Below are 12,380 nucleotides of genomic sequence, written 5' to 3' on the forward strand. Positions count from 1 at the left end.
GATTTTCATTCAATCCAAACCTGATTCTTATCCATTACTTAGCTACTATTTAAAGGCAGTAAATTCTAATTATAACCCAACAGTAACAACACCCACCAACCCAAAGAATAAAGCTATATGGCTACCATTTACACCGAAATTCAGTTTATTAGCCCGCAGCAAATTGTATCCATTCATCTTCCGGAAGAAAGTAATTTTGGTTTATCGAATCATTACCGCATGCACGTGCGCTTTAACATTCGGCCAATATCGGTTTGGGGCATCACTATTCAGCTGCGGGCAATAATTGTTAATAACCGTTTGTTCAGTTTTGAAGACGGAAATAATTTAATGGATTGCCGGTTTGATAATGTGCTGGATGGCGAAGTGCGGATGACGCTGCCTTTCCGGGTGAAAAATATTGCCCCGCTAACGGGCATGCAGTTGGTTTTAGCTACCGAAGCTTACGATGTAGCCGACCCCAAGAACAAAGATTTTGACTCGGAAACGTACGATGTTACTTGCAGTTCCCAGAGCCATATAGCTGCGCGTTTTTTCCTGGCTTCCTGAATTAAGTACCTGTTTAGCACTCCGTTACCGGAAAGAAGTAGCGAGATGATAAACAGGGCCGATTCAAGAACGAACCAGAAAAGTATAAATTTCTTGATTTTCTCAGGAGATAAATTATCTCCAGGTTAAATCAAGAAATAAAAAAAACGACCCAGTTCCATGAAAACTTTACTTTTTTAAAGAGAAAACTTTAATTATTTTGGCCGGAATGAAACATTCTGATCAAAAATATATTGAAGCCTTATTAAACAATAACAGAGTCTTGCTTGATGAGTTATATCGTAAGTTTTCTGGTAAAATTAAAAGAATGATTCTGAGTAATAATGGCACAGAAGCAGATGCTGCCGATATTTTTAATGAGGCCTTGTTAACGTTATATCATAAAGCAAGTACGCAGAATTTTGAATTATCGTGTCCTTTGGATGCTTTTCTCTATATCGTTTGTAAAAACAAATGGTTAAACGAGTTAAACAAAAGAAAAAACAAAAGGGTAATACTAGAGGATGACGAAATTAATTTAGAAGAGGATAGCTTTAAAATGGCAGAAGACCTTATTTTACAAGAGCAACGCTATAAATTACTTACAGAAAAAGTGGCGGAGTTAGGTAATACTTGTCAGCAATTATTACAATTAAGCTGGAGCGGTAACTCGATGGAAGAAGTAGCCCAAATCCTACGGGTAACCTATGGCTATGCCCGAAAGAAAAAGTCAGAATGTATGGCCAGATTAATTACGTTAATTAAACAGTCAACCCAGTTTAACTCCTTAAAATGGTAAAATCATGGATTCTACTTACTACGAGCAAATAGAGGATTACCTCAACGGAGAAATGAGCCATGAAGAAAAAGCGCATTTTGAGGCGGCCTTATCGGCCGATAAAGAATTGGCTGGTACCTTCTCCGTGTACCGGACCATTGAAACAGAAATGCGAGGAACTGCAAAATATAAAATGCAGGAAAAGGATTTACGTAACACTTTACTTGCATTAAATAAGCGTTATTTTGAAAACGAACCACAACCAACCACAAAAATAATCCCGCTTTACTCTGGTAAAATTTTTAAAACAATTTTTGCTATAGCAGCTACTATACTCTTATTGCTGGTTACCTGTTTTTATTTTTTCAAACCGCATAATACTACTCAGCTTCTGGCTGATACTTACTTTAAAGAAAATTTGCTGCATATAAATCAAACCATAAGTGATCCGGAAGATACCCTGGAGTTTGGCATAGCCGGTGATAAATTAAAGCAAAAAAATACTATTCAAGACAGTCTCGAAACGGGTATTACCGCTTATAATAATCAAGAGTATCCTAATGCCTTAATGTATTTTCAAAGCGTCTATAAAAATCACCCGGAATACAGGGAAGCTAAAAAGTATACGGGGCTGGTTTTCCTGGCATCAAAAGAGTACGATAAAGCATTGCAGGTTTTTGATGAACTGGCAAAAGAAAATGTACCGGGTAATTCCGGCCTTTTCCTGAAAGCCCTAACCTACCTGCAACGGAACCAGAAAGGAGATAAAAAAAGAGCCAAGTTGTTATTACAACAAGTTGTGAAAAATAGGACGGAAAACAATAAAGAGGCAGAGGACTTGTTGAAAAAACTTTAAGAGCTAAATTAATTAGAAACTGTTTCTTTTAAATAAAGAAAAAAAATAAATTGAAACATTAAGTATTATGACGTATGACCTAAGATAGTTAAGATTTAATCAAACAGTTTGAATAAATTATATGTGCCGCATTTAACTTACTTAAACCCGATTATACCAGGACTATCTCAATTTATCTTAGCGTTCTCTTTAGTATTTTCTCCTGCTTTACAATATCTTATAAATTTAAACCTGCTCTTATATTACTTACCTACTAAAATAAAAGGAGCCCAGTAAAATGGTTGGTCATACTTCCCTTGTCGGATCAAGCTGCGTTTTGCTAATTGTAAAGCGGTTGACTTGTCTTTTCCCGAAAGAAGCTCCTGGTAAAAATATTCCATTAAATCTGATGTAGACTTATCAGACACCTTCCACATAGAAACCATTATATTCTTAGCTCCGGCATATAATAAAGCTCTGGTAAGGTTAATTACACCTTCACCCTGAACTATTTTACCTAAGCCTGTTTCGCAAGCAGAAAGAGTTACTAAATCAGCGTTTAAATGGAGGTTATATATTTCTCCAAAATACAGAATTCCATCTTCTTGATTAGTCTGGTTTTGGGTAAGTACTAAACCAGAAAGTTCGGGGTAATTTTTATTTACAAAGCCGTGGGTAGCTAAATGAATATAGTTAAACTTAATAAGTTCCGGACGCTTAATCTGATTTTCACTAGCATTTTGATGTAGCAATACCCTGGAGGAGAATCCCTTTGCTTGAAACAGTTTAGAAATTTTTATGACTTCCTGCTCCGAACCAGGCAATGGGGGAAGTTCCTGACCATCTATTGATGAAAGTCGAGTTTTTGTGTAGTCAATTTTTGCATTTAGATTTTCCTTAATTACAAGATCAGAATTATGCAATGGCACGTTCATCAATGGTGGCTGTATACTACTTTCGTCATAGTCCCTTTCATCCTCAACAAAAAGCTCCTGATGGAGTAACGTGTTTTGAAAAGTTACCTCCTGATTGCTACTTTGGATTTCGGTAAATACAGGTGCCATAGCAAGTAGTTTCTTGGTAGGTGTTTCCTGGGGTTGAATTAATCGTTCGTAGAGCAATCTTGCCGAATAGGCATAACTTACATTATATTTGTTTAATAAGTAGGGGTTTCGTTTACCCTTCACAACTTCTGCCGGTTTTGTCAGCAATGCCTCAAATGGCAAAGTAGTTAATTCTCCGGCCGGAATAATAATTAATGATTTAATTGATTTGGAAAGTGACTGAGGTATTAACGTTTTATATAAATTGTAAGCGACTTGCTGATACAAATCCTGGTCTTTCAAAAGAATACCTTCCCTAAAAGCAACTAATCGCCGATGGAAGAGACTATCCAAGAATACAGTTTCAACTTTATAAAATTTATGACTTATAATAAATACCTGAAGGAAATTATCCGTCAGGGTATACTCTAACAGAGCTGTTTTTTTATCTAAGACGTCTTGGAGTTGCTTTGGAGTAACCGATTTTAATTGATATTTGAGGGCGTAAAATTTAGGATAGCTTTTTTCAAATTCATTTACTAGACTATCCTGTTGCAGATGTGCGGTAAACAATTGATTTTGATAATGTATTAGAATACTGCTATCTGCCTTATTTCCCTTGGCCAGTTCTTTAGCCAACCGCTGAGAAAACTGGGCAATCTGATTACGGTAATTTTGTTCTTGTTTTAGCAAGGAATCTGGAATATCGGCAAAAGCCTTGGCCTTTGATTCCGTAAGCGAAGCTGTGAGCACACTTGCTTTTCCCCGTTCGGCAAAATAGAAAGCCTTATCTAAGTAGTGAGAATCTTTTGTTATGCGGTATAACTTTAAACACAAAGACTGAGTCTGCTGATATAATTCCATGACATCGGCAGAGAAAGCTACTTTATCATTCTCTTCGGTGTAATTTTGTTGAATTTTATACGCCAAAGAATCAGCAGAACAAGAGGTTTGCAAAGCCAGAATTAAGTCTTCAGTTGTATTAGACTGGCTATATAACCTCTCCAATATACCTGCTTTGGCTCGCAAGGAGAAAAGTAAATCTTTGGGAGTTAAGTGAGGTTTACCATGTCCGGCGACAATAGGATTATGGGCAATGAGAGTATCCTGAAAAGTAGGCGTATTAGCAATAATAGCCTTTTGGTATTGTTGTAAAGATTTTTTTAATTCACCTGTTAGGCGGTATACATTTCCTAAGTTGTTATAAGTATCCGCAACAGCAGGATGTGATTTACCAAAAGTTTTAAGGTAGCTTTGTAAAGCTTTATAATGGTATTGAGCGGCTTCCTTGTACCCCCCTGTAGCCTGGTAAACATTACCTAAGTAGTTATAAGATTCCGCTGTACCAGGATGCGACTCCCCTAAAGTTTTATGATAATTTTGCAAAGCCATCTGGTGGTATTCTAAAGCCTTGTCATAATCTCCACTACTATAATATACCTTACCTAGGTTGTTGTAAGACTCTGCCACTTTCGAATGAGATACACCAAAAATAATTCGCCTAATTCTTAAAGCTTTTTGATAATACTCCAAAGCCCTTCTGTGCTCTTCTTTTACTTGGTAAATATTTCCTATTTCATTATAAGAATCAGCTACATTATGCTGTGTTTCGCCATGAGCAGCCAACCGGATTTGTAATGATTTATGGAAATACTCTAAAGCTTTATCGTATTCGCCTTTAGCGGAAAAAACTTTACCAATAACGTAATACGAATTAGCCACACTTGTATGAGCTTCGCCTGAAACAGTGCGACGGATTTCTAATGTTTGCTGATAATTTCCTAGAGCTTCCTCATACTCACCTTTTTCAAAATAAGTGTTACCTAATTCTTTATAAGCATCTGCCACACCTGGATGCATTCTACCAAAGGCACTTAGAAAACATTGCAGTGCTTTTTGGTGAAACTGCAAAGCCTTCTCGTAATCTCCCTTTGCTTGATATGTTTTACCTAAATTATTATATAAATCAGCCACTTTCGGATGAGATTTCCCTAAGGTGGTCCGTCGGATTTCTAATGACTTAAATAGGTAAGATAGTGCCTTCTTGTACTCTCCTTTAACTTGAAGAATCTTTCCTAAATTGTTATAAGAATCCGCCACTTTCACATGAGATACACCAAAAACAGACTGTCGGATCAAGAAAGCCCTTTGATGGTATTCAAAAGCTTTTTCATAATTTCCTTTGTTGTAATATACATCACCGAGATTGAAATAAGAATCAGCTACATCGGGGTGAGTTTGACCAAGAGCAGTAAGTTGAATCTTTAATGCCTTTTGTTGGTATTCCAGAGCTTGTTTGGACTCCCTTTTAGCTATATATATATTTACAAAAGCTTGATAAGAATTAGCTATAACAGGATGCGTTTCTTTAAAGAATTTATGACGGATAAACAAAGCTTTTTGATAAAACCCCAATGCTTTAGCGTACTCTGCTTTTTCGAAATATACCTTACCTAGGTTAATGTAAGTGCTTGCTACTTTAGGATGAGTCTCACCAAATTTGGTGCGTTGATATTGTAATACTTTCTGAAAATACGCTAAAGCTTTATCGTATTGGCCTTTTTCGTAATATACATTACCGAGGTTAATATAAGCCCCTGTAGGATCTCCTTTTGCCCTAGATAAGCTTTCCTTAAGGGTTTGGTTGGCCTTATGCAATGCTTCATTGTATCTACCCAGTAAAATTAAATTTTGAATAAATTCATTGTCACAATCTAATTTTTTCGCCCATAGCCGATGCTCTTTGTACTCTTGAGATGCCTTCTTAAACATCATCAAAGAACTATGATACTCGCCTTCTTGCTGTAATCTTAATGCTTGCTGATACAGATTTTGAGCATGCCTGAAATCGACTATTATTTGGGGTTGCCGGGCAAAGGCTATTTTATTAAAACTTGATAACAGGAAAATAGCACCTAGAAGTAAAGATTTCATCATTAAATAAACAAGGTTAGACAGAAATCTTTGTGTTGAGTTAATTATTACCCACCATTAAAATGCAGTTATAATAGCTCCTGCAAGAAATTACATTTAATGTAGCTAAATTATATGTAATAATATATAAACTTAAATAATTACATAAAAAGCTTTTTTAAATATCATTTCTATTATTCACCCTTTTGCAGGTTCATTACCTATTATAAGCAACTTCTTTGTCGTTAATTTCAGTATTTTTTAAAGCAGAAAAGATATTGGAGACAAGGTAGTCACCTAATAAAGCATCATGAAGGATTAAGGTAAAAGATAAAGGTGCTAGACTCTGAAACAAGCAGTTAGTGTCAGTAATAGTATAAGTAACTACTTATGAACTATTTAACAGCAAATACCAGGCACTCGTTGGCAAATCGTTCTGAGTTAAGAGCAAATGGTGATACAATTCAACGCTATCAGAGCTAGCGCAATTTTTAGATAGTGCGTGCTTGAGGGCACGAAGCAGTGGAATAAGCGCTTCGGAAACTTCTTCTACGAAGAAATACTAATAGCTTTACAAACCCTAAAGAGCGGTTACTTTACATCAATTAACAAAGTCAAATGGACTACACTCTCCCAGACAGCATCGAATAATGGCTGGTGAAAGTAGCTCCCGAGACAATGCCGTTAGTAGCAGAATAGTATCTTTGCTTTAAACTTAAGAGTATGTTTAAATTTTTAAGGTTGTGAAATTAAATAACGGATTAGGTTGATTGTCTTGCATAAGCCTTTTTCGCTAGTTTTGCTATCGTATATTTAAAATACTTCAAGAAAGTAGTGGCATCAGAACTTGCTTCAATTTCAGTAAGAAGCCTACTGAACCCGTCTGATCAGAAACAAGAAAGTTTAATAATTTAATAATCATTCCTTTATGTTTTACATTCTTTTTAAAAGCTGCTTTTAAAAAGAATGTAAAACATACTCTAAGATATATCGATTGTTACTTTAGATACATTAAGCATACATAAAATAAAAATGCCTCTTAGAATGATCTAAGAGGCATTTAAGTGGGCCCACCTGGAATCGAACCAGGCACCTACTGATTATGAGTCAGTTGCTCTAACCGAATGAGCTATAGGCCCGGCAAAAAGAGTTTTACTTCTTTTTGATTTTGGGAGTGCAATTTTACATATTTGCACCGCATTTTCCAAATACTATCAAAAAAATTCCTGTGGATTTACAGCAAGTAAAAAATATAATTTTTGATTTAGGTGGCGTCATTATCAATTTAGCTTACCAAAAATCAGTGGATGCTTTGCGCTCGATGAGCAAAAGACAACAACGCATTGACTTTACGCAACAAGCCCAATCCGAGCTTTTTGATTTGTATGAAACCGGCCAGATTACTTCGGAAGTTTTCCGACAAGGTTTACGTGACACCTATGGAATAGAAGGGGAAGACAGCGCTTTGGATGAAGCTTGGAACGCCATGCTGCTCGACATCCCCCCCGAACGGATTCAACTTCTTCAGGCCTTGGGTAAAAAATACCGCTTGTTTCTGCTCAGCAATACCAATGCAATTCACGCCGAACGGTTTAACAGAACGGTACGAGAGGTGTCAGGTTTACCCGGCTTGGATAGTTTATTTGAGAAAACGTATTACTCGCATTTAGTAGGTATGCGCAAACCTAGTGCTGCCATATTCGAGCATATTTTAATTAAAAACGATTTAAAAGCTACCGAAACCTTATTTATTGACGATAGCTTGCAGCACATTGAAGGTGCCCGGAAACTGGGTTTGCAAACGCTGCACTTGCAGCCACCGCTTACCATTAACGAATTTTTTGAACATGCGCGGTAGCTCTACAGTAAAAAATTACACTTTTCATTTGTTTTTATTTTGTCTGGCATTGGTTACAACTACTTTGGCGGGTGCTGAGTGGATGGCTGCTAAACCTTTGCTGGTAGTTACTACCCAATGGCGTATCATTCGCCTGCTCACAGACCAACAAGTGCTAAACGGGCTTTATTACTCACTTCCGTTTTTAGGCGTATTAACGGCGCATGAATTTGGGCATTACTTTACAGCCCGATATTATCGTATTCGAGTAACCCTGCCTTATTACATTCCGTTTTGGTTTCCTTTACTCCCAACCATTGGCACTATGGGGGCCGTTATTAAAATTAAAGACCGCATTTTTTCAAAAAAAGAGTTTTTCGACGTAGGAATTGCTGGCCCTTTAGCTGGCTTTATAGTAGCTATTCCCTTACTCTGGTACGGATTTACGCATTTGCCTGCTCCAGAACATATTTTTACCATTCATCCTGAATATAAAAAGTATGGTCTTGATTACGCTAGTAAAGTCTACCAGGACACAGGCAACTCCACGGCTTTAGGAAAAAATCTATTATTTATATTCTTTGAAAAGTTTGTAGCTCCGGATCCTGTCCTGGTACCCAATCACTATGAACTAATGCATTACCCGTATTTATTCGCTGGTTTTCTTTCTTTATTTTTTACCGCGATGAATTTATTACCTATTGGGCAGTTAGATGGAGGTCATATTTTATATGGCTTAATTGGATTTCGAAACTTTAACCGTATCTCTCCTATTTTCTTTATCATTTTTATTTTTTATGCGGGCCTTGGAATAGTAGGTCCGCATACCCCACCCGACGAAAGATACTGGCAATTTTCGTTGTACGCGGCTTACTTATACGTAGTGTTTGAGAAAATTACACCTAACACCCAATTAGCCTTAATGCTAACAGCTACTATGTTTTGCCTGCATATGGGCTTAGCATTTGTATTCCCCGGTACAAAAGGTTATCCGGGCTGGTTAGTCTTCGGATTACTGTTATCCAGGTTATTAGGTATTTTTCATCCACCCGCTCCCGACGAAGCACCCCTTAGCACGGGCCGTAAAGTATTAGGATGGTTCGCAGTACTTATTTTTCTGCTTAGTTTCAGCCCTGCCCCATTTCTATACGAATAAGAATATTCTATTTAACAATCAGGTGACTAAGTACTAAATAATTAACTTACAAATGATTTACTTAGTTTACTATTCAATCTTCACCTCTAAAAGTTTGTATTCCAGATAAAAGGTTGGGTTAGCTTTCCAACCAGCTGAATTTAATAGTTATAAATTTTTACAAGTTGAACTAAACAGAAGCTACCTTTAATAGTTAAGTACAAACTCCTTAAAAGACAATATAATCTTTCGATTGAACTTTTTGTTTATTTAACGAATTAGGATACATGAAAGAGCAAACCCTACTTTAGCTAATATTAAACAGCTACTCAAACCTTTTTATCGTCCATAACAGGAATTCTAATTAGCAATAAATATAATGTGCGCCAATACTTTTCAACTAAAATCATTATTTTTCTGATATTTATTATAATAATGGTACACTAATTGCGGGCAGTCTGACCTTCAAACACATACATATACAGGTTGCAAAAACACTATATATAATTTCTAATGTATTAAAATTGAAAATACCTTGCCCTATATCTTTTTAAGTAGTACCTTTGAATAAATGAATAAATTATAATAAAAATGCTATTCAATTCATTTGAATTTCTCCTCTTTTTTCCAGTAGTTACTATTCTTTATTTTCTACTGCCTCATCGTTTCCGATGGTTCCTTCTTTTAGCGGCTAGTTGCTTCTTTTACATGTTCTTCAAGCCGATTTATATTTTAATCCTGTTTTTTACTATTGTAATCGACTATTACGCCGGGATTCTTATTGAAAACAGTGAGACCAAAAAGAAGAAGAAATTCTACCTATTATGGAGTTTAGTAGCTAACATTGGTGTGCTTGCTATTTTTAAATACTATAATTTCTTTAACGATAATATTACCTCGCTTAGCGAAGCTTTAGGTTACCAAAACCACATACCCTATTTAACAATACTATTACCAATCGGACTTTCTTTCCATACTTTTCAGGCCATGAGCTATACCATTGAGGTATACCGGGGTCATCAAAAAGCAGAACGGCACTTTGGAATATACGCCTTATACGTAATGTTTTATCCGCAATTGGTAGCCGGACCAATTGAAAGACCGCAGAATGTTTTACATCAATTTCATGAAAAACATTACTTTGACTACGACCGGGTTACTTCCGGTTTAAAACTAATGGCTTGGGGTTTATTTAAAAAAGTAGTAATTGCCGATAGACTAGCCATCATGGTGAATGAAGTTTACAATAATCCTACCCATTATGAAGGCATTCCTTTGATTTTGGCAACCGTATTTTTTGCTATTCAAATTTATTGCGACTTTTCCGGATATTCCGATATCGCTATTGGTTCTGCTCAGGTAATGGGCTTTACTTTAATGAGAAACTTTAATCGTCCTTATTTCTCTAAAAATATTAAAGAATTCTGGGGTCGTTGGCACATCTCCCTTTCTACCTGGTTCAGAGATTACCTGTACATTCCTTTGGGTGGTAACCGGGTTCCCAAATGGCGTTGGTACTACAATATTTTCATAGTATTCTTAGTAAGCGGTTTTTGGCATGGAGCCAGCTGGACCTTTATTATCTGGGGTTCGTTACATGGCTTTTACCAGGTATTTGGTCAGATAACGGGTAAATCACGGGATCGCATTGTAGATGCTATAGGCCTGAAGAAGCTCCCAGGTTTATATAAAATTATTCAAATAGGTACTACTTTTGTTCTGGTATGTCTGGCTTGGGTTTTCTTCCGGGCGAACTCTTTAAGCGATGCTTGGTATATTACCACTCATATGTTTACTGGCTTCTCACAAAGTTTAGATTTAATTGTTCATAATGGCTTTGTTCGGCAACGCTACCTTTTCTTAGATCAAACAAAAGAAATATTCTTATTGTCCTTTGTAGTAATTTCTATACTTATTTTAATTGAATTATTCCAGAGAAACAGAAGCCTTCGCCTGGAAGTTAAAAAATATCCCTTTCCAATGCGATTGGTGTTTTATAACATCATTATTTTATCTATCTTATTACTAGGCAGTTTTTCAGAAGCAGAATTCATTTATTTTCAATTTTAAAAAATGAAAAAATTATTATTTAGAATATCGGCTGTTCTGGTTACGTGTGCCATTGCGTACTTTGTTATTATTTACGTTGCCAGCTTAACGGGTTTTGCCAATTGGCTGCCTAATGGCAAATACACGACAGGGAAAGGGTATTATACTCTCTCCAGATTTAGAGAAATTGACAAATTTTCCAACATTGATGTTTTATTTTTAGGTTCTTCGCAGGTTTACCGGGGTTTTGATACCAGACAATTTGAACAAAAAGGATTAAAGGCCTTTAACCTAGGAACCTCTGCTCAAAGCCCTTATAACTCTTATTTCTTACTGCAAGAGTATTTGCCCAAGTTAAAACCAAAATACATTGTTTTAGACTTGTATTGGCATATGATGACCAAAGAAGATGTTACAGAGTCGACGGTTGATCTAGTATCGAATCATGAATTAACGGATAACATTGTAGATATGGCTTTAACTACTCATGACTACACTATAATTTCCAGTTTAATCTCTAATTTTGTTTCCCGGGTGCATACACCTTTAACCAAAGTACGTGAAAAGAAGCTACCTAAAGAAGTTTATATCTCTGGCGGATTTGTGGAATCTACTGTACCAGAAGCCGAGCTAGCCATGACAAATCCTAAAAAAGCGTATCAGTTCCGGAACTTAGATTCTAAATTAAAAGAACCTTCCGAATTTCAGTTGAACTATTTAGAAAAGATTATTGCTCTGTGCAAGCAAAACAATACCAAACTTGTTCTTGTTTTGTTACCGGTTACCAAAGAGTACAAAAATAATCTGACAAATTATAACGATTATACTAATTACATCTCAACAATATCCAAGAAGAACAATGTTCCTTTTATAGATTATAATACGCGTAAAGGCTTATCTTTGTCTTCATCCGAAGATTTCTTAGATAAAAACCATTTAAGCCCAAGTGGAGCATCCAAGTTAGATCAATTTGTTTACGAAGATTTAACCTCTTTAGGCATTAAAGAAAGCAGCATATCTTCATTATGATAAATTACTAAAAAGAGACGTAATTGAATAAATATTTATAGAAATACAGTATATAAAGCACAAGAGCCTGGAAGTCTTAATTTTCAGGCTCTTGTGCTTTATACAGGTCAAAAAATTCACTCTTTTTTATAACTCACCTTTTAAGCTTATTTTTAGCAAATAAGCTTAAAAGGTGAGTCAGATTATCAGGATAAAATATTCTGATATTTCTTTCAATTAATGCTTCAACGTTT

At 36.0% G+C, this 12,380-nt stretch carries 8 protein-coding genes and 1 tRNA gene; 7 read left to right on the top strand and 2 right to left on the bottom strand.

The window, feature by feature from the left end:
* Positions 1-117: 117 nt before the first annotated feature.
* The 3 genes from AHMF7605_RS08560 to AHMF7605_RS08570 all read left to right on the top strand — a co-directional run bounded on the left by AHMF7605_RS08560 (position 118) and on the right by AHMF7605_RS08570 (position 2,162).
* Positions 118-549 carry a hypothetical protein gene (locus AHMF7605_RS08560; protein ID WP_106928333.1) on the top strand — a complete coding sequence of 144 codons (432 nt, stop codon included), beginning with the start codon at positions 118-120 and terminating at the stop codon, positions 547-549.
* A gap of 208 nt (positions 550-757) precedes the next feature.
* A complete protein-coding gene (locus AHMF7605_RS08565; RefSeq protein ID WP_106928335.1) occupies positions 758-1,327 on the top strand; it encodes an RNA polymerase sigma factor in 570 nt (189 codons plus the stop codon).
* 4 nt (positions 1,328-1,331) lie between these two features.
* Complete coding sequence (locus tag AHMF7605_RS08570) at positions 1,332-2,162, top strand: tetratricopeptide repeat protein (RefSeq protein ID WP_106928337.1); 831 nt, start codon at positions 1,332-1,334, stop codon at positions 2,160-2,162.
* Positions 2,163-2,404: 242 nt separating this feature from the next.
* Here AHMF7605_RS08570 and AHMF7605_RS08575 read toward each other — a convergent pair whose 3' ends face one another.
* Together AHMF7605_RS08575 and AHMF7605_RS08580 are read right to left on the bottom strand one after the other, a co-directional pair.
* Complete coding sequence (locus AHMF7605_RS08575; RefSeq protein WP_106928339.1) at positions 2,405-6,121, bottom strand: CHAT domain-containing protein; 3,717 nt, start codon at positions 6,119-6,121, stop codon at positions 2,405-2,407.
* Positions 6,122-7,162: 1,041 nt separating this feature from the next.
* A tRNA-Ile gene (locus AHMF7605_RS08580) sits at positions 7,163-7,236 on the bottom strand.
* A gap of 89 nt (positions 7,237-7,325) precedes the next feature.
* Between AHMF7605_RS08580 and AHMF7605_RS08585 the strand changes: the two genes are divergently transcribed.
* The 4 genes from AHMF7605_RS08585 (at position 7,326) to AHMF7605_RS08600 (ending at position 12,147) form a co-directional block, all read left to right on the top strand.
* Complete coding sequence (locus AHMF7605_RS08585) at positions 7,326-7,955, top strand: HAD family hydrolase (protein ID WP_106933401.1); 630 nt, start codon at positions 7,326-7,328, stop codon at positions 7,953-7,955.
* Positions 7,945-9,090, top strand: coding sequence for a site-2 protease family protein (locus AHMF7605_RS08590; RefSeq protein ID WP_106928341.1), 1,146 nt, complete (start codon positions 7,945-7,947; stop codon positions 9,088-9,090). Before AHMF7605_RS08585 ends, AHMF7605_RS08590 begins: the two co-directional genes overlap by 11 nt.
* A gap of 570 nt (positions 9,091-9,660) precedes the next feature.
* Positions 9,661-11,139, top strand: a complete 1,479-nt coding sequence (locus AHMF7605_RS08595; RefSeq protein ID WP_106928343.1) for an MBOAT family O-acyltransferase — start codon at positions 9,661-9,663, stop codon at positions 11,137-11,139.
* A 3-nt stretch (positions 11,140-11,142) separates the two neighbouring features.
* A complete protein-coding gene (locus AHMF7605_RS08600) occupies positions 11,143-12,147 on the top strand; it encodes a DUF1574 family protein (RefSeq protein ID WP_106928345.1) in 1,005 nt (334 codons plus the stop codon).
* The last annotated feature ends 233 nt before the right edge of the window (positions 12,148-12,380 follow it).

This window comes from Adhaeribacter arboris, from assembly GCF_003023845.1.
GTDB lineage: Bacteria > Bacteroidota > Bacteroidia > Cytophagales > Hymenobacteraceae > Adhaeribacter > Adhaeribacter arboris.

Coding starts and splice junctions, on each gene's coding strand:
- AHMF7605_RS08575 (WP_106928339.1), bottom strand. CDS start 6,121: ATGATGAAATCTTTACTTCTAGGTGCTATTTTCCTGTTATCAAGTTTT.
- AHMF7605_RS08590 (WP_106928341.1), top strand. CDS start 7,945: ATGCGCGGTAGCTCTACAGTAAAAAATTACACTTTTCATTTGTTTTTA.
- AHMF7605_RS08570 (WP_106928337.1), top strand. CDS start 1,332: ATGGATTCTACTTACTACGAGCAAATAGAGGATTACCTCAACGGAGAA.
- AHMF7605_RS08595 (WP_106928343.1), top strand. CDS start 9,661: ATGCTATTCAATTCATTTGAATTTCTCCTCTTTTTTCCAGTAGTTACT.
- AHMF7605_RS08600 (WP_106928345.1), top strand. CDS start 11,143: ATGAAAAAATTATTATTTAGAATATCGGCTGTTCTGGTTACGTGTGCC.
- AHMF7605_RS08565 (WP_106928335.1), top strand. CDS start 758: ATGAAACATTCTGATCAAAAATATATTGAAGCCTTATTAAACAATAAC.
- AHMF7605_RS08560 (WP_106928333.1), top strand. CDS start 118: ATGGCTACCATTTACACCGAAATTCAGTTTATTAGCCCGCAGCAAATT.